We start from the raw sequence: 21,924 nt of genomic DNA, 5'->3' as shown, positions 1-21,924 counted from the left end.
GTCATGCCCGACGATACGCTCGCGGGCTGAGAGTTGTCGCGCGTCAGCCGTAAGAGTCTGACATAAGCCGACAGTCCGCATTCAGATGAAGGCTCCGCACTCGATGAATATTCCCCCGCCTCAGGCCGGGACGCTCATGCACCTTGTTGACCGGCGCCCGGAGATGTCCGGGGAAGACCTCGCGGCCAATCTCACACCGCCGCCGCAGTTCGCCACAGCGAGCTTCGACTCGTATCGTCCGGATGACGCGTATCCGTCGCAGACCGCTGCAGTCGACTACCTTCGGATGTTCTCGGCCGGCCCCGCACCGGTCAAGACGAAGTGGTTCGCCCGCAAGCCCAAGACGGATGCTGTGAAGCCCGGGGTGTACCTCGACGGCGGATTCGGTGTCGGCAAAACGCACCTGCTCGCCGCTTTATGGCACGCCGAAGGCGGATCGCGGAAATACTTCGGCACGTTCATCGAATACACGGCGCTCGTGGGTGCCCTGGGGTTCAACGGAACGGTGAAGCTCCTCACCGGGTCGACGCTCATCTGCATCGACGAGTTTGAGCTTGACGACCCGGGCGACACCATGATGATGACCCGTCTACTCACGGAGCTCGCGGCGCAGGGCACGCGGATTGCCGCGACGTCGAACACGCCCCCAAATGCGCTGGGCGAGGGACGATTTGCCGCTCAGGACTTCCTGCGCGAAATCCACTCGCTCGCGAGCACATTCGAAACTCTCCGAATCGACGGCACCGATTACCGCAGGCGCACCATCGAGGGACACTGCCGGACAGCATCCGACACCGAGATCACTCGGGCGATGGAGAGCGCCGCAGCATCCGGTACCCGCATGAGCGTCGACGACTTCACGGAACTCGTCGAGCATCTTGCTGCCGTGCACCCCTCACGCTTCATCCGGCTTCTCGACGACGTCGAGGCGATTGCGATCACCGACACGGTGACGCTCGAATCGCAAGCGGCGGCCCTGCGACTCGTTGCATTCATCGACAGGGTGTACGACGCTCAGATCCCGATCATCGCGAGTGGCATCCCACTCGACACCGTATTCACGGAAGAGATGCTCACGGGTGGGTTCCGAAAGAAGTACCTGCGAGCAATGTCGCGCATGATCTCGCTGACATCAGAGCTCTGAAACCTGCTGTTCATACGCTGAACGTTCTGTAACGACGCTGAAACACCAGCATGCAGTGATCGAAACATGCCTGCTCGAAGCTGTGCTCACCGACCGGATTCGTCGGAAAGCACCACTGAGAGGCAGAAAACATGGATACCGGAAGCATCGCCTGGGGCCTGACCGCCACGGCGCTCGTACTGCTGATGACACCGGGCGTCGCCTTCTTCTACGGCGGCCTCGTCAAGGCGAAGAGTGTCGTGAGCATGATGATGATGAGCTTCGGCGCTCTCGCGTTGATCGGCGTGCTGTGGGTGCTCTACGGGGCGAGCATGAGCACGGTGACCGGGCTCTGGGACTTCTCGGGAAACCCGCTCGCAGATCTTGGCCTGACATCACTCGCGACTGGTGAGACGGCCAACACCGATCTTCTGGGATCAGCATTCAGCGCCACGTTCGCGATCATCACAGTCGCACTGATCTCGGGAGCGATCGCGGACCGCGCACGGTTCGGATCCTGGATGCTGTTCGCCGGCGTGTGGGCAAGCATTGTGTACTTTCCCGTCGCGGCGTGGGTCTGGGGCGGCGGGTGGATTCTGCATCTCGGCGAGACACTCTTCGGCACCGAGAGCGGTGCAGAAGTCATCGACTACGCGGGCGGAACCGCCGTACACATCAATGCGGGAGCTGCTGCGCTCGCTCTCGTCCTCGTGCTCGGCAAGCGCACGACATTCGGCAAGGAGGCCGACAAGCCACACAATGTTCCCTTGGTGCTGCTCGGTGCGGCGCTGCTCTGGTTCGGCTGGTTCGGGTTCAACGCGGGTGCGGAATGGGCGAACGGAATGGCCGGCGTCGGTCTGATCGCCGTGAACACGCTGGGAGCCACAGCGGCAGCCATCATCGGCTGGCTCGTCGTCGAACGTGTCAAGGGCGGAAAGCCCACTGCCGTCGGGGCCGCGTCCGGAGCGGTATCCGGGCTCGTCGCGATCACACCGGCATGCGCCAACCTCACGCCTGGCTGGTCGCTGCTGCTCGGTGCCCTGACCGGGGCCGTGTGTGCTCTCGCGGTAGAGCTGAAGTTCCGGCTCGGGTACGACGACACGCTGGATGTCGTGGGCATCCATCTCGTCGGCGGTCTCATCGGCACAGTCTCGCTCGGCTTTGTTGCGACAGGCACGGGCCTGTTCGTCGGTGGAGGGATCGAGCAGCTCGTTCTGCAGGTGATTGCTGCCGCAGCAGTGCTGGCGTACAGTTTCGCCGTCGCGTGGATCGTCGGAACCGTCATCGAGAAGACCATCGGATTCCGTCTCGCCCCCGATGCCGAGGTCGCCGGCGTCGACAGGGAAGTGCACGGGGAACGAGCGTACGACATGACGGTTCCTGAGCAGATGTGATCAGAGGTACCGGGGTGTCCCCGCCCGCGAGGGAGCGGGCACCTCGGTACGCTTAATCCATGACCCGTCTTGTCAGCAGCTACCGGACCACCAAGACCGACCAGATCACTCAGGATGCTGCCGATGTGACAGCTGCCCGCTCCTTGATTGAGGAGGCCGTTCCCGAGGGGTACGAGATCATCCAGCTCGATATCGGCAAGACCGAGGAGGGCGCTCGTGTCACCGGGATCATCCGCGCGACGGCCATCACACCCGTCGAAGCGACCGGCACCGACTACGAGAGTGCCAAGGCGGCCCTCAAAGCGCAGATCCCCGAAGACTGCGTCGGCACCGGCATCCTGATTGCCGAGGAATAGTCGCGCACTCCGGTGTGGCCGGGAAGCGCCCGCACCACCCCTTAACAGTCGGGGGCTGCCGTGAGAGAATCGCCCGTAGCGATACTGATGCTGCGAATAGGGCGCATCGAGTCGCTCGCGCGGGGCCGAATGGGGTGATGTGGCGTGCATCGATTCGCTGAGATCCTGGCACACATTAACGTGGTGGAAAGCCCCGCAGCAATTGTGCTGAGCGACGTTCTGAGCACGAATATCGCACGCATGCAGGCATTCGCCGATGCACACGAGGTGTTGTTGCGTCCGCACGTCAAGACGCACAAGTGCATTGAGATCGGGCGCATGCAGCTCGCAGGCGGGGCTATCGGAATCACGGCCGGCACGATTGGTGAAGCCGAGGTGTTCGCCGCTGCCGGATTCGACGACATCTTCATTGCGTACCCGGTCTGGGCTGTCGGTTCCAAAGCCGAGCGACTGCGGTCGCTCGCCACCCACACGACCCTCAGTATCGGCGTCGAGAGCCGCGAGGCCACAGATGCGCTTGCGGCCGCTTTCGGTGATCGCGTTCGTGACGTCTCGCTCATTGTCGAGGTCGAGTGCGGCGCACGCCGATCGGGCGTCGACCCGCGCGATGCTGGACCCCTTGCGCGATACGCGAGCGAGAAAGGTTTTCGCGTCGAGGGCGTGTATACCTATCCCGGCCACGGCGGCGTGCAGGGGGCCCGCGAACAGGCAGCCCGCGATCAAGGCGCCGCACTCGCTCGTGCGGTGTCGAGCTTCACGTCGTCCGGGCTGACCGCCCGGGTGGTGAGCGCAGGCTCGACGCCGACCGCGGAGTTCTCGACAGAGCCGGTGATCACGGAACTGAGGCCGGGGGAGTACGTGTTCAACGACGGCGACAACCTCGCGCTGGGCGCATGCGATGAGTCTCAGATCGCACTCTTCGTCGCGGCCACCGTGGTCAGTGCCCAGGAGTCGGGCCGCGCGATTCTCGATGCCGGCACGAAGGCACTGGGGCGTGAGGGCGATTCCGAGCGCGGCTTCGGCAAGATCGCCGGGCTCGATTACCGGCTCGGAAAGCTGAATGAATATCACGGCTATCTCGATCTTCCCGAGGAGGGACCCCAGATTCCCATCGGAACAGTGGTGCCGGTGGTGCCGAATCACGTGTGTCCCGTGGTGAACAGCTTCGATGAGCTGACGATCATCACGCCCGAGCGCACGATCGAATCGTGGCCCGTGTCGGCGCGAGGACGACTCTCCTGAGGAGGACAGATGAATGACCACGTGCAGCGGGTACTGATCACCGGGGCGACAAGCGGCATCGGTGAGGCCGTGGCCGCACGATTTGCTGCGGCAGGAGCCCGGCTCGTGCTCACTGGACGGCGCGATGATCCTCCTGAGAGTCTGCGGCCCGATGATCTTTACGTTCCCGGCGACCTGTCAGACGAAGACTTTGTCGCCGATCTTGTACGGTGTGCGACGAGCGAGCTCGGCGGGCTGGACACCGTCGTCCTGGTGCATGGCTTGCAAGCAGAGGGGCCTCTCACCGAGATGCCGCTCGCCGATGCCGACGCTCTTCTCGGGGCAAACGTCCTCAGTGTTTTCACCGTGATCAAGCACGCGGCTCCCCTCATGGAAGACGGCAGCGCTATCGTGTGCGTTGCATCGCGGCTCGGCATCTCCGGGATCCCCGGGCAGGTGATGTACTCGGCGGCGAAGGGCGGGCTCATCATGTTGGCGAAGGGGGCGGCCGTCGAGCTCGCGCCTCGCGGCATCCGTGTGAATGTCGCCGCGCCAGGGCTCACGACCACGCCGATCATCGAATCGTGGATACAGCGGCGCCCTGATCCGGATGCTTATCGCGCAGAGCAAGCGGCGACGATTCCGCTCGGCCGCCTCGCCGATCCTTCCGAGGTGGCCGAGGCGATCCACTTCTTGGGCTCCCCGGCATCGTCCTACATCACGGGTGCTGTGCTTCCGATTGACGGTGGCTATACGGCTGCATGAGGAGGAGATCGAGCCGTCGAAAGCATCATAATTGCGGCCATCGATACTCTCCCCATTCATCTCATCGCCGTGCGGCCCCGTTTCATCTACTCTCGCGATCCGCCCTCATGATCAGCCCTGGTTTCCCACCTCTGATCAACAATCGAGAGAAAGCGTTGCCAGACGTCCTTCTGTGCACCACTGAGACGTTCCGACTGCATCTGCTCGATCAGGGCCATGACTGGCAGTTCGCCGGCTGTCGGTGTGAGGCCGGTAATCGCCACCACCGTGGCAGCGAAATCGGCTATGCGATGCGCGAGTCGCTCCGCGCTCGCGTGATCAAGGTGAGTGTATGACTCCAGCTCTTCGAATTCGCGGTACCAGTTGCCTGCCTCCTCGGCGAGAGACTCATCCTGAATCGTGTCAAGTAGGGCCGAGGCAGTATCAGCACCAATATCGTCTGTGCCTGTGACCAGAGTCCATACGTCTTGATCGAAATTCCGGGTAGCCGTCGAGCGCTCTGTGCTCTCAATCCAGGGATTGTGCGCAGACGCTCTTCGCAACTCAGCCACCAGCTGTCGTTGCGTATCGATGTGCTTCGCCTGATCCTGCAACCGGGCATCAAGTTCCGCCAGAAGCTCGTCGTAGCTTTGCCCGTCGCGTTCAAGAGCATTCGCGATACTCCTCAGAGGCATTCCGCTGTCTGCGAGTTGTCGAATCCGCAGCACTCTCACCAAGTCGCTGACGCTGTAGCGCCGATACCCGTTTGGATCACGAGGCACCTCTGGGAGCAGTCCGATCGCATGATAATGGCGCAGTGCGCGAGGTGTTGTGCCCGCGAGTTCGGCCACATCGTGGCTGCGCAGAACAGCATCCATAGCGGGGCTTTCCGACGGCTGGTCTGCTTGTGGCTCATACGAGTTGGTCATGGAGCCACCGAGCCTGCCAGCCGCTCTACCGCTCGCACGAACCCGTCGGGGTCGTCCGTATAGAGCAGCACTTCTGACGCGCGAAATCCAGAAGCCAGTTTGTTTTTCGCCACTGGAGGATCAGCGACAACTGGTTCTGCAAATCGAATAAGCACATTGGTGCTCGTGAACTGCGTGAGAATCACCCGGTCTTCGTCGACGTGTGGCTGCGTGTGCACGTGGTTTTCGTACCGGGCCATCGAGCTGATGTTTGTGAGCGGCGTGTCAAGCACGGACTGAAGCCCCCAACGCAGGTGCAGAACCCCCTCGCTGACAAAGTGCGGCCGGACGACGCGAGTAGCGAAGATCCCGAGAACGAACAGAACGCCCCAGATTGTCACGAGTACGAGCACTATTTGTAGCCATGCCCAGGGTACGAGTACATGCATGATCACAATTTCAATCAGACTGACAACGATCAACACGGTCGGAAGAGTGAAAGTTCCCTTCGTGTAGCCGAACGCGAGCGCGCCCTCAGGAACATGCCGTTTCCCTCCCAGAGCCAGGAACAGATTGCCAAATGTCCGAAGCTCAAAGATCGGAAGACGGAGCAATGGCTCCTCGGACTCAAGCTGGGCAAGAAAGCTCGTACCCGACGAATCCGCGGAGCGATCGATATGACGGAACCGCCACACAGTGACTGCGGCGAAGGCGAGGAGCAACGGTGCTTCGACAGTGAACAGCACCAGCAATGAGATTCGCCCGCTGAGAACACCTGAAAGATTCAGAACGAGGAGCGTCACTGCGACACACACGGTGAGAGCAGCATGCACTCTATGCAGCGTTCTGAGCCACGTCGATCTATGGGTCATGACCCTAGTCTCAACTATGACGCAGCGTCGCAGTCAAGCCTGCACGTGCTATGACGCGCAACAACGTACGGGCGCGCGACGGCGATAAGTGCATCGGCACTGAGGATCGCATCAGGACATTGTGTGGGCGATACCAGATTCGAACTGATGACCTCTTCCGTGTGAAGGAAGCGCGCTAACCAACTGCGCCAATCGCCCGGACCGGCCTGCTGCCGGTACGACACTCGATACTAACCGACAACCGTTGTGCGCGCACAATCGATGCATGGCCCCTGCGGCATCCGGATTCGACACGCGCGAGATGTATCGGTTTGAACATTCGCGTATCTTTCGGTTACAGTTTTGGAGCACGCAGAAATGCGAGTAACGCGGATGTGGCGCAGTGGTAGCGCATCACCTTGCCAAGGTGAGGGTCGCGAGTTCGAATCTCGTCATCCGCTCGAGTGCTGAGGATCAGTCTCAAGGCTGGTTACGGCCTGTGGGCTAACCCACACGCGGTGGCGTGGCCGAGAGGCGAGGCAGCGGCCTGCAAAGCCGTCCACACGGGTTCGAATCCCGTCGCCACCTCGCCGAAAACTGAATAGCCCTTGACGGGCGCGATTGGCGCAGCGGTAGCGCGCTTCCCTGACACGGAAGAGGTCACTGGTTCGATCCCAGTATCGCGCACAGAAGAACCCCTCGACTGTTGTCGAGGGGTTTTTTCGTGCGTCCCACGATGCTTCCCAGGGCGACTAAAGTTGACAGAGTCATTGATCGCCAGCCAAGGAGTGTGTACCGGTGTCAGACGGCTTCGACCTGTTCCCCGACCGTTCCGTTGTCGCAATGCGCGTCAACGGTGAGCTGAAGGATCTGGCTGCAACGGTCACGGCAACGGATGCTGTCGAGCCTGTCGACATCACATCGGCTGACGGTCTCAGCATTCTGCGGCACTCCGCTGCGCATGTGCTGGCTCAGGCTGTTCAGCAGGTCAATCCCGATGCACGGCTCGGCATCGGCCCACCGATCACCGACGGCTTCTACTACGACTTCGATGTCGACGCCCCCTTCACGCCGGAGGACCTCAAGGCGTTGCAGAAGGCGATGGAGCGCATCATCAAGCAGGGTCAGCGCTTCGTCCGTCGCGTCGTCAGCGAGGACGAGGCGCGCGCTGAGCTGGCGGCCGAGCCGTACAAGCTCGAGCTGATCGGGCTCAAGGGCTCCGGCAGCGGGGAAGACAACGAGAACGTGGAAGTCGGCGGCAGCGAGCTGACCATCTACGACAACGTCGATCCGAAATCCGGCGAAACCGTGTGGAAGGATCTCTGCCGCGGACCTCACCTGCCGACGACTCGCCTGATCGGAAACGGATTTGCGCTGATGCGCGTCGCAGCGGCCTACTGGCGCGGCTCGGAGAAAAACCCGCAGCTCCAGCGCATCTACGGAACCGCATGGCCTACAAAAGACGAGCTGCGCGCCTACAAAACCCGTCTCGAAGAGGCGGCGAAGCGTGACCATCGACGCCTCGGCGCCGAACTCGACCTGTTCAGCTTCCCAGACGAGATCGGCTCGGGCCTTGCTGTCTTCCATCCCAAGGGCGGCATCATCCGCGCCGAGATCGAAGACTATATGCGCCAGCGTCTCGTCGAGAATGACTATGAGCTCGTCAACACGCCCCATATCACGAAGGGGCACCTGTACGAGATCAGCCAGCACCTGAACTGGTACAAGGACGGGATGTTCCCGCCCATGCACCTTGATGAAGTCGTGGATGACGACGGCAACGTCATCAAACAGGGCCAGGACTATTACCTCAAGCCAATGAACTGCCCGATGCACAACCTGATCTATCGGGCACGAGGACGCAGCTATCGTGAGCTTCCTCTTCGGCTCGCCGAGTTCGGCACCGTGTACCGCTACGAGAAGAGCGGCACTCTCTCCGGTCTGACGCGCGTGCGCGGTCTCACTCAGGACGATGCACACATCTACGTCACCGAAGATCAGATCAAGCCAGAGGTTGCCCGCCAGCTTGAGTTCGTCTTGGAGACGCTGCGCGGTTACGGGCTCGACGACTTCTACCTCGAGCTCTCGACAAAGGATCCGGAGAAGTTCGTCGGCTCCGATGAGGCGTGGGATGCTGCGACAGAGACGCTCCGCCAGGTTGCCCTGGAATCCGGGCTTGAGCTTGTCGACGATCCGGGCGGTGCCGCGTTCTACGGGCCGAAGATCTCGGTGCAGGCGCGCGACGCGATCGGCCGCACATGGCAGCTGTCGACGGTTCAGCTCGATTTCAATCAGCCGGAGCTCTTCGCGCTCGAATACACGGCAGCAGACGGCACCCGCCAGCAGCCGGCCATGATCCACCGCGCGTTGCTCGGCTCCATCGAGCGCTTCTTCGCGATCCTTCTGGAGCACTATGCCGGCGCTTTCCCGGTCTGGCTCTCCCCGGTTCAGGTTGTCGGCATTCCTGTTGCCGAGGAGTTCGGGCCGTATCTCGACGATGTCGCCTCACGCCTCCGCGCACGCGGCGTCCGTGTGGAGATCGACCATTCTGACGACCGTATGCAGAAGAAGATCCGTACGCACACGAAAGAGAAGGTGCCGTTCCTGCTGATCGCCGGAGAAGAAGATCGGTCGAACGGCAATGTGAGCTTCCGCTTCCGTGACGGTACACAGCTGAACGGCATCCCCATTGACGATGCCGTCGAGAGAATCGTCGCGAGCATCGCTGCCCACGATCAGATTGCGACGGCGTGGGCAGAATGACGGATAACCACGAGACCCACGCGGAGACACCGGGCGAGTTCCATCTGGCGGGCGTTCCCGATGAGTTCCAGCGACTTTGGACACCTCACCGAATGGTGTATATCAGGCAGGGAGAGCCGGAGGCCGACGAATGCCCGTTCTGCCGCGCGCCGAGCATGGCAGACGAAGACTCGCTCATCGTCGCTCGCGGCCGCCACGCATTCGTCATCTGCAACCTGTTCCCGTACAACTCAGGGCATCTTCTCGTGTGCCCGTATCGTCATATTTCGACGTACGATTTGGCAACTCCGGAAGAGGTAGCTGAAATCGGAGAGCTGACTCAGACGGCAATGCGGGTGATTCGCTCAGTCTCCGGCAACGATGGCTTCAACCTGGGCATGAACCAGGGCGCCGTCGCCGGGGCGGGCATTTCCGCACATCTGCATCAGCACATTGTTCCCCGTTGGGCGCAAGACGCAAATTTCCTCCCCATCATCGCCAAGACCAAAGCGCTTCCACAGCTGCTCGGTGAGGTTCGCGAGACCCTCGCCGATGCGTGGCCGAAGCCCGAACACTCGGAGAGTAATCACCATGACTGAGACATCTACGCAGAACCAGGTCGGAACGGGCCGTGTCAAGCGCGGCCTCGCTGAGATGCTGAAGGGCGGCGTCATCATGGACGTTGTCACGCCCGAACAGGCGCGAATCGCCGAGGATGCTGGTGCGGTCGCCGTCATGGCGCTTGAGCGCGTTCCCGCCGATATTCGAGCACAGGGCGGCGTCGCACGCATGAGCGATCCAGATCTCATCGAGGCGATCATCAGCGAGGTGTCGATCCCCGTCATGGCCAAGGCCAGAATCGGACACTTCGTCGAAGCTCAGCTGCTTGAGGCGCTCGATGTCGACTACGTCGACGAGTCGGAGGTCCTCAGCCCTGCCGATTACGTCAACCACATCGACAAGTGGAATTTCACGGTTCCGTTCGTCTGCGGTGCCACGAACCTGGGCGAGGCACTTCGGCGCATCAACGAAGGCGCGGCCATGATCCGCTCGAAGGGCGAAGCCGGAACGGGCGACGTTTCTGAGGCGACGAAGCACATCCGTGCGATCACGTCCGAGATTCGCGCTCTGACGGCGCTGTCGAAGGACGAGCTCTACGTTGCCGCCAAGGAGCTGCAGGCACCGTTCGCGCTCGTCGAGGAGATCGCCGAGACAGGCAAGCTCCCGGTCGTGCTCTTCACCGCCGGCGGAGTTGCCACACCGGCTGACGCAGCCATGATGATGCAGCTCGGCGCCGACGGAGTCTTCGTCGGCTCAGGCATCTTCAAATCGGGCAATCCCGCTCAGCGCGCCGCGGCCATCGTCAAGGCGACGACCTTCTATGACGACCCGTCGGTGATCACCGAGGCGTCACGCGGCCTGGGAGAGGCCATGGTCGGGATCAACGTCGGCGACCTTCCGGCTCCGCACCGCCTGTCCGAGCGTGGCTGGTAGACCACGGGTCGGAGTTCTCGCACTGCAGGGCGATGTGCGCGAGCACGCCGCCCTGCTCGGTGAACTCAACGTTGACGTCTTATCGGTTCGTAATGAGCGAGAGCTCTCCATCATCGATGGCCTCGTCATACCCGGTGGCGAGTCCAGTGTGATCGACAAGCTCAGCCGCCTGTTCGGGGTGGCAGAGCCGCTCAGCGCGGCGATCAGGGCGGGGCTCCCCGTCCTCGGCACCTGCGCGGGGCTCATCATGCTTGCTCGTGAGCTCTCGGACGGCATCTCCGGCCAGCGCACATTCGGCGGACTCGACGTGACGGTGCAGCGAAACGCATTTGGCTCGCAAACTGAGTCGTTCGAGACCGATCTCGACGTTCCGGTACTCGGATCGACACCGGTCCATGCTGTTTTCATCAGGGCTCCCATCGTCACGAGGGCCGCCGCTGATGTGACGGTTCTGAGCCAGCTCGACGATCGCCGCATCGTCGCCGTCGAGCAGGGAAACGTCATGGGTCTCTCCTTTCACCCTGAGATGTCGGGGGAGCGGCGATTCCACGAACGCTTTCTCGAGCGCGTGCGCACCCGCCTCGGGTGACGACGAAATGGGCCGAGCGCAGGCCTGCCGTAGAATGGCCGTACTTTACAAGACGCAGTGAGGGAGCACATGTCAGGGCACTCCAAGTGGGCGACGACGAAGCACAAGAAGGCGATCATCGATCAGCGGCGCGCGAAGTCGTTTGCAAAGCTCATCAAGAACATCGAAGTCGCCGCCAAAATCGGGGGACCGGACCTTGCGGGGAACCCGACGCTGCAGGACGCCGTGCAGAAGGCCAAGAAGACCTCGGTGCCCAACGACAACATCGATCGGGCGATCAAGCGAGGCGGCGGGCTCACGGGAGAGTCCATCGAATACACGACGATCATGTATGAGGGCTACGGGCCGAATGGTGTCGCACTCCTGATTGAGTGCCTCACCGACAATAAGAATCGCGCCGCTGCCGATGTCCGCACGCTGATGACCCGCAACGGCGGAACGATGGCCGACCCGGGAAGCGTTGCCTACAACTTTGAGCGCAAGGGCGTCATCGTCGTTCCGCAGGAAGACACCACGGAGGACGACGTCCTCGCCGCTGTGCTCGATGCGGGGGCTGAAGAAGTCCAGACGGAAGATGAGTCTTTCGAGATCATCACCGAGGCCACGGATCTCGTGCCCGCACGGTCCGCGCTTCAGGACGCGGGCATCGACTACGACTCCGCCGACGTCGCCTTCGTGCCGAACATCAAAATCGAGGTCGACGCTGACACCGCACGCAAGGTTTTCAAGCTGATTGATGCCCTCGAGGATTCCGACGATGTGCAGAACATCTACAGTAACCTCGACATCAGCGCCGACGTTCGCGCACAGCTCGAAGACGACGAAGACTGACGCGTGGCGCTGCGGGTTCTCGGAATCGACCCAGGGCTCACCCGATGCGGAATCGGCGTAGTCGATGTCGCAGCGAACCGGACGGCCGAGCTTGTGCATTTCGGTGTTATCCGCAGCCATGCCGATGCAGAAATCGAAGCACGGCTGCTCACGATCGCAGACGGGATCGACCACATTCTCGACGAGTATCGTCCTCAGGCCGTCGCCGTCGAGCGGGTATTCGCGCAGCACAATCTCCGCACCGTGATGGGCACAGCTCAAGTCAGTGGGATCGCTCTCGCCGCCGCGGCGCGCCGTGGCCTCCGGGTGGGACACCACACACCGTCGGAAGTCAAGGCGGCCGTGACGGGCTATGGCTCGGCGGAGAAGAAGCAGGTTGCGGCAATGGTGACTCGCATCCTTCGTCTCGCCGCTCCGCCGACTCCTGCTGATGCCGCGGACGCCCTCGCGCTCGCACTGTGCCACGCGTGGCGAATCGGCAGCCATGTCACGTCGAGCGGCTCAGCGGCCGAAACCCCGGCTCAGCGCGCCTGGCTTGAGGCGGAGCGGGCGACACGCAGGGACCGCGCTCCGCGAGCCTGACCTGTGGTGTCGGTGTCACCGAATAGGCTGGAATCGTGATTTCTTCGGTACATGGGACGGTACTCGCGAGCCGTGATGGTCGCGTCGTCATTGAGGTTGGGGGCGTCGGCCTCTCCGTCCAGGTCACGCCGGAGCATGAACTGGCGCTCCGCACCGGCGACACAGCATTTATCCACACAAGCCTGATCGTCCGTGAGGACGCCCTTAGCCTGTTCGGATTCGAGACCATCGAGCAGCTTGAGATCTTTGAGCTGTTGCTTAGTGTCACCGGTGTCGGTCCGAAGTCTGCACTCGGTGTTCTTTCGGCACTCGGGCCCGGTCAGGTTGCAGCGGCCGTCGAGAACGAAGATGACAAGGCGTTCCGGGCCGTCAGCGGAATCGGGCCGAAAACGGCAAAACTCATCATTCTGTCGCTCTCGGGCAAGATCTCGAGTCTCGCCTACACCGACGAGGGCACTGCTCCCGTCAGCACGAGCACCAGCGGCACTGACGTCGTGATGGCTCTCACCGGGCTCGGCTGGTCGGAACGCGATGCCGAGTCGGCGTTGAATGCCGTTCTGGCCGCGCAGCCTGACCTGTCAACGGCGACCGTGCAGACATTGCTCCGCCTTGCGCTCGCTCAGCTTGGTCCCGCTCCGTCTCACGGAGGACGCTCATGAGCGATGGCGAACTGACATCATCTGACGCCCTCTCGGAGGCAGAGCTCGCCTTTGAGGGAGCCCTTCGGCCGAGCAGCCTTGCGGAGTTCGTCGGCCAGCCCAAAGTGCGCGGGCAGCTTGAACTGCTTCTCAAAGCGGCAGCGCTCCAGAACCGCACACCGGATCACATTCTGCTCGCTGGTCCGCCCGGGCTCGGCAAGACGACGCTCGCGATGATCGTCGCGCACGAGTCAGGGCAACCGCTACGCATGTCAAGCGGCCCGGCCATCCAGCATGCCGGTGATCTCGCCGCCGTACTGTCCAGTCTCGTCCCGGGCGAAGTCCTGTTCATTGATGAGATTCACCGGATGGCTCGGTCGGCCGAAGAGATGCTGTACCTCGCCATGGAGGACTTCCGCATCGACATCATGGTCGGCAAGGGTGCCGGCGCCACATCGGTTCCGCTCGATCTCGCCCCCTTCACTCTCGTCGGCGCGACCACCCGTTCCGGCCTCCTGCCGAATCCGCTTCGGGATCGATTCGGGTTCACGGCCCACCTCGAGTTCTACGACGATGCGGATCTCGAGCGCGTCATCGAGCGCGCGGCGCCGATGCTCGATTTCGGGATCGACCGTGACGCCATCGCCGAGATTGCGGGACGCTGCCGCGGCACACCGAGAATCGCGAACCGGCTGCTTCGCCGTGTTCGTGACTACGCGCTGGTGCATGGCACGACGGGGGACGTGGATGCTGTGAAGGCCGCGCTGCGCCTCTATGACGTGGACGAACTCGGACTCGACCGCCTTGATCGCGCCGTCATGACGACGATTTTCACCCGGTTCAACGGCGGTCCTGTCGGGCTCAGCACGCTTGCCGTGTCGGTTGGGGAAGAGAGCGAAACGATCGAAAGCGTCGTTGAGCCCTTCCTTGTGCGGATCGGTCTCATCACGCGCACACCGAGAGGACGAGTGGCAACAGAACTCGCTTATCGTCACTTCGGCATTGCCCGCGCTCAGGAGGCGCTCCCGCTCGATACCCTATAATCGACTCTGGCCCTCCAGCCGCCCCCACAATCAGCGGTATTTTGCCGCGGAAAGCCGTGAAACTGTATGGATCCGTTAACCATTGGCATGCTTGCCGTCCTGGCCGTTCTCATTTTCTTTATGTTCCGGAACAGCCAGAAGCGCAAGCGTGAGCAGCAGGACCTCCAGTCAAAGGTCACTCCCGGCGCCGACGTCATGACGAACTTCGGGCTTTTCGGGACGATCCTCTCGATCGACGATGAAGAGAACAAGGTCGAACTGCAAACGAGCCCCGGTGTGGTCCTCACCGTTCACCGTCAGACCATCACACGCGTCATTGACACGGACGAAGAGCCGACGGACGAGGCCATTGACGATGTCGACCAGGTCGATGAGTCCGAGACAGATGTCGACGTCGACGACACATCGTCCAACGGCGACAACAAGTCTGACAACGCGTAGCCCTTCGAGGCGCCAGGCCACACTGCAATAGAAAGCTGAGTACATAGGTGTCTCCACGCTCCACACCGACCCGACAGGCGACCCGATCGCTTTCCTGGCTGGGATTCATCGTCTTCGCCCTTCTTGCGGTCCTCATCGGTGGCGTTCTCTGGGGCGGAGCGACTTTCATTCCGAAGCTCGCTCTTGATCTGGAGGGCGGAACTCAGATCATCCTCGAAGCCGAGGTCTCTGACGATTCCGATGTCTCACAGGAACAGCTCGATCAGGCGGTCTCCATTATTCGCCAGCGCGTCAACGCGTCCGGTGTGACCGAGGCCCAGGTGACGACAGAGGGCGGTCGCAACATTGTCGTGGCCATTCCCGGTGTTGCGGACCAGGAGACGCGCGACCGCGTCACCTCAACGGCGAAGCTCTCCTTCCGGCCCGTTCTGGTCGCCGGCGAGCCGTCGAATGAGTTTGTGGGTGAAGATGGAGAGTCCACTCCGTATCCGTCGCCTGACGCCTCTGTTCCGAGTGAGCCGACGGCATCCCCGACGGACGCGAGCGACGACAGCTGGATCACACCGCATCTGCAGCAGGAGTATCAGGCGTTCGACTGCGACGCCGAACGCGGCGAAGCCGCAAGCGCGCCGGAAGATGAGCCGATCGTCGCCTGCGAGTCAGACGGAACCGTCAAGTACATTCTCGGACCTGTGGAGGTCGAGGGAGCCCACATCAGCGACGCCTCCGCGGGCATGGGCCAGACCCAGACCGGGGCAACGACAGGGCAGTGGGTCGTCAATCTCGAGTTCGATGGCACCGGCTCAAAAGCGTTCGCCGACGTCACCTCGCGACTGACAGGCGCCGAGTCCCCGAAGAACCAGTTCGCGATCGTCCTCGACGGCGAGGTCATTTCAGCACCGCGTTCACAAGCAGTTATCTCCGATGGTAAGGCGCAGATCAGCGGAAACTTCACTGAGGAGACCTCGAAGGCGCTTGCCGATCAGCTGAAGTATGGTGCGTTGCCGATCAACTTCACCGAGCTCAGCTCGAACCAGATTTCGGCCACGCTCGGATCGGCACAGCTGGAGATCGGTCTGATCACTGGATTAATCGGGCTCCTGCTCGTCGTCGTTTACACGCTCTTCCAATATCGCCTTCTGGGCTTCGTCACGATCTTCTCGCTCGTGATTGCCGCCGTCCTCACGTATCTCGTGATCGCGATTCTCGGGTGGCGTGAGGGCTATCGTCTATCCCTTGCCGGAATTGCCGGTCTGATTGTCGCGATCGGGTTCACCGTCGACTCGTTCATCGTCTACTTTGAGCGAATACGCGATGAGCTTCGTGATGGGCGAGGGCTGGAGTCTGCCGTCGAGGCAGGGTGGAAGCGCGCGGCTCGCACAATCTACTCGGCCAAGGGGATTAACCTCCTCGCTGCCGTGGTTCTCTATGTCCTCGCTGTGGGAAATGTGCGAGGGTTCGCTTTCACGCTTGGTGTGACGACAATTATCGACGTGCTCGTTGTCGTAATCTTCACCCATCCGATGCTGCAGTTGCTTGCGAAGACACGCTTCTTCTCCAGCGGGCATCCGCTCTCTGGCCTCGATCCAGATGCCTTGGGCGCCGTGTATCGCGGGCGGGCTCAGTTTCGTACCCCGGTGTCAGCGAAGCGCTCCAAGATCGCTTCTTCCAGCAAGGAAGCACAGAAGCGGCAAACAATCGCAGAGCGGAAGAAGGCCGAAATGGCATCGTCCGGGTCCGCGAAGAATGACGAGAAGGATTCCTGATGGCCAGCTTCGTTCGGTTCGGAAATGACCTCTACACGGGAAAGCGCTCCGTCAACTTCGTTGGCAACCGTCGCGTGTGGTTCACGATTGCCGCGCTCCTTGTTATCGCCTCAATACTGACGCCTATTCTCAAGGGCGGATTCAACTTCGGCATTGAGTTCACGGGCGGATCCCAGTTCTCAATCTCGGGAGCGAAAAGCACAGAACAGTCCCTGGCATCGGATGCTGTCGCCGAGGTCGTGCCCGATGCTGTGACACGCGTTGTAATCGTCGGCGAGGATGGCGTTCGCGTACAGACGGATCAGCTCACAGCAGCGCAGACACATCAGATCACACAGACACTGGCGAAGGCGTACGGCGTCGAGAACTCCGACGTGAACACCAACTTCGTCGGAGCCACGTGGGGCAGCGACGTCACAAAGATGTCGCTGACAGCCCTTGTGATCTTCCTTGTTCTCACGTTCATCATCATGGCCTTGTACTTCCGAACGTGGAAGATGTCAGCCGCGGCGATCGTCACACTCGCCGATGTGCTCGTCATCACGCTCGGTGTCTACGCGGCATCCGGATTCGAAATCACGCCGGCTGCCGTCATCGGATTCCTGACAATTCTCGGATACTCGCTGTATGACACCGTTGTCGTCTTCGACAAGATCCGTGAGAATACGCACGAAGACGGTGAGGACTCTCCACGCACGTTCTCTGAGTCGGTGAACCTCGCGGTGAACCAGACCCTCGTGCGCTCGATCAATACTTCAGTCGTCGCGGCACTTCCCGTTGCGGCGATTCTGGTGATCGGGGACTTCCTCCTCGGTGCGGAGACGCTCCGGGACATCTCGCTGTCGCTGTTTGTCGGCATCATTGTCGCCACGTACTCGACAATCTTCGTTGGCGCTCCGCTCTACGCGCTGTTCCGGCAGAACGAGCCCGAGATCAAGAAGCGCGACGCGCGCGTCCTCGCCGCGCGCGAGCGCGCGAAGCAGACGGAAGCGGTCAAATAGTCAGCCGCGGAGCAGTATCCTTGAGAGTTCAAGGGGGTGATCCGCGATGACAGAGACGACGACTCCTCAGTCCGCGTCGCTGCGGCGCCTTGTGCCGCGCATCTTCTCACGGGCACAGCCTGTCGGCGCAGTCGATCGACTGATCCGCACCGTACGCATGCATCAGCCGAAGGCCGATGTGTCCGTGATCGAGCGGGCGTACACGGTTGCGGAACGCGCGCATCGGGAACAGAAGCGGCGCAGCGGCGAGCCCTACATCACCCACCCTGTTGCCGTCGCGCAGATCCTCGCTGATCTCGGCATCGGGTCGAAGACCATCGCCGCTGCGCTGCTTCATGACACGGTTGAAGACACCGAGTACACGCTCGACGAACTGAGAGCGGAGTTCGGCGACGAGATCGCGATGCTCGTCGACGGTGTCACCAAGCTTGACAAGGTCAAGTACGGTGAGGCGGCACAGGCAGAGACCGTGCGCAAGATGATCGTCGCGATGTCGAAGGACATCCGCGTGCTGATCATCAAGCTCGCCGACCGCCTTCACAACGCCCGCACCTGGGGTTTCATGCCGGCGGAGAAGGCAGCGAAGAAGGCGACGGAAACGCTCGAGATCTACGCACCGCTGGCACATCGACTGGGGATCCAGGCCATCAAATGGGAGCTTGAAGATCTTTCTTTCGCCGTTTTGCAGCCGAAGATCTATGCAGAGATCGAGAGCCTCGTCAAACAACGCACTCCTCAGCGCGAGCACTTCATTCAGATCGTCATCGACGCTGTCAACGATGACCTGAAGGCGCAGAAGATCCGTGGCAAAGTCGTCGGTCGACCGAAACAGTACTATTCGATCTACCAAAAGATGGTCGTCCGCGGTCGTGACTTCGACGACATCTACGATCTTGTCGGCATCCGCGTGCTCGTCAACAGCGTACGCGACTGCTATGCCGTCCTCGGTGCCATCCACGCGCGATGGACGCCAATTCCTGGTCGGTTCAAAGATTACATCGCGACACCGAAGTTCAACCTCTATCAGTCGTTGCACACCACGGTGATCGGGCCGGAGGGCAAATCGGTCGAGATTCAAATCCGTACGCATGAGATGCACCAGCATGCCGAATACGGTGTCGCGGCGCACTGGAAGTACAAAGAGCGGATGAACGGCAGCAAGGGATCCGGACCCTCATCCGATACGGATCTTGCCTGGCTGGCCCATATCTCTGATTGGCAGGCGGAGACCGCGGATCCCAGTGAGTTCCTCGACTCCCTGCGCTTCGAGATCGGAGCCAAAGAGGTCTACGTGTTCACGCCCAAAGGACGTGTCATCGGGCTGCCATCCGGCGCGACACCTGTCGACTTCGCGTATGCCGTGCACACCGAGGTGGGGCACCGGACAATGGGTGCACGCGTCAATGGTCGCCTCGTCCCGCTCGAGTCGACGCTCGCCAGCGGTGACGTCGTTGAGGTATTCACATCGAAGAATCCCGATTCCGGTCCGAGCCAGGACTGGCTCGGGTTCGTCAAGAGCCCCCGCGCCCGCAGCAAGATCCGTCAGTGGTTCACGAAAGAACGCCGCGACGAGGCGATCGACCAGGGCAAGGATGCCATCGCCCGGGCGTTCCGGAAGCAGAACCTGCCGCTGCAGCAGCTCGATTCGTTGAACGAAGTGGCTTCGCAGCTTCATTACACGGATGTATCGGCTCTCTACGCTGCGGTCGGAGAGGGGCACGTCTCAACGCAGTCCGTCCTGGAAAAGGCGGCATCGGTGGTGCACGGAGACGCCGAGTCCGAGCACACCATCGTCGATATGCCGGTTCGTGGGCGGCCACGCAGTCGTGCATCGAATACCGAGTCCGGAGTACTCGTCAGGGGAGCACCTGACATTCTCGTCAAGCTCGCAAAGTGCTGCACACCTGTGCCCGGAGATCAGATCGTCGGGTTTGTCACACGCGGGTCTGGAGTCTCGGTTCACCGATCGGACTGCCACAACGTGCAATCGCTCGTGAAAGAACCCGAGCGCATGATCGATGTTGAATGGGCGCCGACATCCAAGGGGCTCTTCCTCGTCAACATTCAAGTCGAAGCGCTCGATCGTGCGGCTCTGCTCTCGGACATCACGCAGGTGCTCAGTGAGCACCATGTGAACATCCTGTCCGCCACGGTCACGACGTCGCACGCTCGTCTCGCAATCAGTCGATTCGTCTTCGAGATGGGAGACACGACACATCTCGAACGCGTCCTGAACGCTGTGCGCCGCGTCGACGCCGTCTACGATGTTTATCGGGTCAATGGAGGGTAGTCAATCTGCCCTCTGCGTCACGGCGCTGTGCGGCCGCAGCGACGGCTCGCAAGAATTCGACGCCGGAGGCCTTGCCCGGTCGGCGGTGTGACGCCGCCAGATCGTTCGTATGCGCGCGAACCACCGCGGCATCACCGTGACACAGCTGCATGACGAGTTCGATGTCGTGAGGCGACCTCTCGGTGTCGAGAGCGATGTCCACGATCGTCCGCGCCACGGTGGTCACCCATGGTGTGCACGGAGAGACTCTTGTGACATCTGCCCGGGCAAGGCTGAGCTCGCGATACCGGATTCCCCTCTTCCAGGCATCGAGCGGCCTCGCCTTCGGTCTGACCTCGAGCCGGCCGACCATCGTGGAGCTGGCTCCGTGCACCCACGCCGCAGACCGACCTACAACGACATCGTTGTCCTGCAGCTCAGGGGAGAGCGCATCTGCCCGAAGCTCGGGTCTGTCTGGCTCGTCAACGGGGCAATAGCCGTCGTACATGCGCCACAGAGTTCCGTCGAGGCGTGCCGCACTCAAGACCGCGAGCGGTAGGTCGTCTGTGCTCAGCACGGGCGGGATCAGTCGGGACATACCTTCATCGTCGCCGAAACCCGCCGCAGCGTGGAGCACACGGTCACAGGTGTGGAAAACCTCGTGTCACCGTCACCCGTGTGGATGACTAATCGATCGCTTTGAGCCATTCACGCTGAGTGCGCAGCGTCTCAGAGGCCTCGTCGATTCGTTTGGCGTCGCCGGAGGCCTCGGCGTCTGACAGCTCCGCTTCCAGCTTGGCGATCGACTCGTGCAGCTGCGCGGCAAGCCCTTCCGTGCGGGCTTTGGTCTCCGGGTTGTTCTTCCGCCAATTCTCTTCGTCGAGCGTGCGCACGGCCTGCTCGACCTTCCGCAGCCGGTCTTCGACCGTCTTGACCTTATCGCGGGGAACCCGACCGATCTCCTCCCAGCGGCGCTGAATACTCAGAAGCTTCGACTTCGCCGTGTCGAGATTCTTCTCGGTCAGAAGCGGCTCGGCCTCCTCCAGAAGAACAAGCTTCTGCTCATAGTTCTCACGATATTCGGCTTCATCCCGGGCATCGACTTCGGCTTTCGCCGCATAGATCTCGTCGCCTGCTGCCTTGAAACGGGCCCACAGGGCGTCGTCCTGCTTCTTCCCCGCGCGGCCGGCCCGCTTCCACTCGTCGAGGAGACGACGGTAGCCAGGAACGCCGTCGATGCCGCGGGGTACGAGGGCCTGAGCCTCTTCGATCAGTCGCTGCTTCTGCTGCTTCGCCTCGCGGTGCTGAACATCAAGCTCGGCGAAGAACGCCCGTCGCTCCTGCTCAATTGTGCTGCGGGCCGTACGGAATCGCTTCCAGAGCGCATTCGCCTGTGACTTCGGAAGTCTCGGACCATCTTGCTGGTGCGTCTGCCAGCGGGCGAACAGATCATTCACCTGGGCTGTCATCTGTTTCCACTGCACGCGGCCCGGATCCATCGATGCAAGTTCTTCGATCTCGGTGACGATGCTTTCCCGCTCGGCGATCGCCGTCTGCTGGGCGGCCTCCGCCTCAGCCTGCTGCTGCTCGCTGAGTTCGTCAACCGTCGTGTCCAGTGCGGCGACGCGTGCTCGCAGGGACGCGATGTCGCCAACAGCACTCGGCTCCCGCAGAGTCTCAGTCAGGCGTGCGACGGCTCGGGCGATGTCCTTCGCTGGAGCTCCGCGCTTCGCACGCTGCTCCAGCAGAGACACCTGTCCCTCGAGATCGGTGAACTTGCGCTCGAAGTATCCGAGCGCCTCATCCAGGGTACCGTCCGGAAACTGCCCGACTTCTCGCCAGTCGTCTCCCTCGCGGACGAACACAGTTCCCGTCTCGTCTGCGCGACCCCACGGTTGTTCTTGTGTCTCTGCCACGTGCCTCTACCTCGT

The 21,924-nt window shown here is 61.8% G+C and carries 21 protein-coding genes and 4 tRNA genes; 20 read left to right on the top strand and 5 right to left on the bottom strand.

From position 1 onward, the window contains the following. Positions 1-103 precede the first annotated feature (103 nt). The 5 genes from zapE to OK352_RS15075 all read left to right on the top strand — a co-directional run bounded on the left by zapE (position 104) and on the right by OK352_RS15075 (position 4,859). Positions 104-1,144 carry a cell division protein ZapE gene (gene zapE / locus OK352_RS15095; protein WP_265142331.1) on the top strand — a complete coding sequence of 347 codons (1,041 nt, stop codon included), beginning with the start codon at positions 104-106 and terminating at the stop codon, positions 1,142-1,144. A gap of 131 nt (positions 1,145-1,275) precedes the next feature. Then, a complete protein-coding gene (locus OK352_RS15090; RefSeq protein ID WP_265142330.1) occupies positions 1,276-2,517 on the top strand; it encodes an ammonium transporter in 1,242 nt (413 codons plus the stop codon). Between the two features lie 59 nt (positions 2,518-2,576). Then, on the top strand, positions 2,577-2,873 hold the full coding sequence (locus OK352_RS15085) for a hypothetical protein (RefSeq protein WP_265142329.1): 297 nt from the start codon (positions 2,577-2,579) through the stop codon (positions 2,871-2,873). 183 nt (positions 2,874-3,056) lie between these two features. Next, positions 3,057-4,115 (top strand): alanine racemase, encoded by a 1,059-nt coding sequence (locus OK352_RS15080; RefSeq protein ID WP_265142328.1) that lies wholly within the window; start codon positions 3,057-3,059, stop codon positions 4,113-4,115. Between the two features lie 9 nt (positions 4,116-4,124). Continuing rightward, on the top strand, positions 4,125-4,859 hold the full coding sequence (locus OK352_RS15075) for an SDR family NAD(P)-dependent oxidoreductase (RefSeq protein WP_265142327.1): 735 nt from the start codon (positions 4,125-4,127) through the stop codon (positions 4,857-4,859). An 86-nt stretch (positions 4,860-4,945) separates the two neighbouring features. Here OK352_RS15075 and OK352_RS15070 read toward each other — a convergent pair whose 3' ends face one another. The 3 genes from OK352_RS15070 to OK352_RS15060 all read right to left on the bottom strand — a co-directional run bounded on the left by OK352_RS15070 (position 4,946) and on the right by OK352_RS15060 (position 6,816). Continuing rightward, on the bottom strand, positions 4,946-5,767 hold the full coding sequence (locus OK352_RS15070) for a helix-turn-helix domain-containing protein (RefSeq protein WP_265142326.1): 822 nt from the start codon (positions 5,765-5,767) through the stop codon (positions 4,946-4,948). Further along, positions 5,764-6,618, bottom strand: a complete 855-nt coding sequence (locus tag OK352_RS15065; protein WP_265142325.1) for a hypothetical protein — start codon at positions 6,616-6,618, stop codon at positions 5,764-5,766. Before OK352_RS15065 ends, OK352_RS15070 begins: the two co-directional genes overlap by 4 nt. 124 nt (positions 6,619-6,742) lie before the next feature. Next, a tRNA-Val gene (locus OK352_RS15060) sits at positions 6,743-6,816 on the bottom strand. 170 nt (positions 6,817-6,986) lie between these two features. On the opposite strand from OK352_RS15060, the gene OK352_RS15055 reads away from it, so the two are divergent. The 15 genes from OK352_RS15055 (at position 6,987) to OK352_RS14985 (ending at position 20,014) form a co-directional block, all read left to right on the top strand. Next, positions 6,987-7,058, top strand: a tRNA-Gly gene (locus tag OK352_RS15055). 56 nt (positions 7,059-7,114) lie between these two features. Next, positions 7,115-7,185: transfer RNA gene (locus OK352_RS15050), tRNA-Cys, on the top strand. A gap of 27 nt (positions 7,186-7,212) precedes the next feature. Further along, positions 7,213-7,284: transfer RNA gene (locus tag OK352_RS15045), tRNA-Val, on the top strand. Between the two features lie 156 nt (positions 7,285-7,440). After that, complete coding sequence (gene thrS / locus OK352_RS15040) at positions 7,441-9,360, top strand: threonine--tRNA ligase (RefSeq protein WP_372338121.1); 1,920 nt, start codon at positions 7,441-7,443, stop codon at positions 9,358-9,360. Further along, the gene (locus OK352_RS15035) at positions 9,357-9,938 is read left to right on the top strand and encodes an HIT family protein (protein WP_265142323.1); all 582 of its coding nucleotides are present in this window, start codon (positions 9,357-9,359) and stop codon (positions 9,936-9,938) included. The genes thrS and OK352_RS15035 overlap by 4 nt, the downstream gene beginning before the upstream one ends. Beyond that, on the top strand, positions 9,931-10,833 hold the full coding sequence (pdxS, locus tag OK352_RS15030) for a pyridoxal 5'-phosphate synthase lyase subunit PdxS (protein ID WP_265142322.1): 903 nt from the start codon (positions 9,931-9,933) through the stop codon (positions 10,831-10,833). Before OK352_RS15035 ends, pdxS begins: the two co-directional genes overlap by 8 nt. Continuing rightward, positions 10,823-11,422, top strand: coding sequence for a pyridoxal 5'-phosphate synthase glutaminase subunit PdxT (pdxT, locus tag OK352_RS15025; RefSeq protein ID WP_265142321.1), 600 nt, complete (start codon positions 10,823-10,825; stop codon positions 11,420-11,422). Before pdxS ends, pdxT begins: the two co-directional genes overlap by 11 nt. 69 nt (positions 11,423-11,491) lie before the next feature. Next, on the top strand, positions 11,492-12,253 hold the full coding sequence (locus OK352_RS15020) for a YebC/PmpR family DNA-binding transcriptional regulator (protein WP_265142320.1): 762 nt from the start codon (positions 11,492-11,494) through the stop codon (positions 12,251-12,253). Positions 12,254-12,256: 3 nt separating this feature from the next. Beyond that, the gene (gene ruvC / locus OK352_RS15015; RefSeq protein ID WP_265142319.1) at positions 12,257-12,835 is read left to right on the top strand and encodes a crossover junction endodeoxyribonuclease RuvC; all 579 of its coding nucleotides are present in this window, start codon (positions 12,257-12,259) and stop codon (positions 12,833-12,835) included. A gap of 35 nt (positions 12,836-12,870) precedes the next feature. Further along, entirely contained in the window at positions 12,871-13,494 is a 624-nt protein-coding gene (ruvA, locus tag OK352_RS15010; RefSeq protein WP_265142318.1) for a Holliday junction branch migration protein RuvA, read from the top strand. After that, positions 13,491-14,516 (top strand): Holliday junction branch migration DNA helicase RuvB, encoded by a 1,026-nt coding sequence (ruvB, locus tag OK352_RS15005; protein ID WP_265142317.1) that lies wholly within the window; start codon positions 13,491-13,493, stop codon positions 14,514-14,516. Before ruvA ends, ruvB begins: the two co-directional genes overlap by 4 nt. Before the next feature lie 66 nt (positions 14,517-14,582). Further along, entirely contained in the window at positions 14,583-14,957 is a 375-nt protein-coding gene (yajC, locus tag OK352_RS15000; protein ID WP_265142316.1) for a preprotein translocase subunit YajC, read from the top strand. A gap of 47 nt (positions 14,958-15,004) precedes the next feature. After that, positions 15,005-16,723, top strand: coding sequence for a protein translocase subunit SecD (secD, locus tag OK352_RS14995; protein ID WP_265142315.1), 1,719 nt, complete (start codon positions 15,005-15,007; stop codon positions 16,721-16,723). Beyond that, positions 16,723-17,724 carry a protein translocase subunit SecF gene (gene secF, locus OK352_RS14990; protein WP_265142314.1) on the top strand — a complete coding sequence of 334 codons (1,002 nt, stop codon included), beginning with the start codon at positions 16,723-16,725 and terminating at the stop codon, positions 17,722-17,724. Before secD ends, secF begins: the two co-directional genes overlap by 1 nt. Positions 17,725-17,770: 46 nt before the next feature. Then, positions 17,771-20,014, top strand: coding sequence for a RelA/SpoT family protein (locus tag OK352_RS14985; protein WP_265142313.1), 2,244 nt, complete (start codon positions 17,771-17,773; stop codon positions 20,012-20,014). Here OK352_RS14985 and OK352_RS14980 read toward each other — a convergent pair. Continuing rightward, positions 20,001-20,591 carry a hypothetical protein gene (locus tag OK352_RS14980; RefSeq protein WP_265142312.1) on the bottom strand — a complete coding sequence of 197 codons (591 nt, stop codon included), beginning with the start codon at positions 20,589-20,591 and terminating at the stop codon, positions 20,001-20,003. The two genes, OK352_RS14985 and OK352_RS14980, sit on opposite strands and share 14 nt — an antisense overlap. A gap of 88 nt (positions 20,592-20,679) precedes the next feature. Next, positions 20,680-21,909, bottom strand: a complete 1,230-nt coding sequence (locus tag OK352_RS14975) for a DUF349 domain-containing protein (RefSeq protein WP_265142311.1) — start codon at positions 21,907-21,909, stop codon at positions 20,680-20,682. Between the last annotated feature and the right edge of the window lie 15 nt (positions 21,910-21,924).

The organism is Microbacterium sp. MPKO10, from assembly GCF_026107415.2.
In the GTDB taxonomy this organism is placed as follows: domain Bacteria; phylum Actinomycetota; class Actinomycetes; order Actinomycetales; family Microbacteriaceae; genus Paramicrobacterium.
The sequence above is the reverse complement of the archived record's forward strand: the minus strand, read 5'-3'. Positions and strand labels throughout refer to the sequence as shown.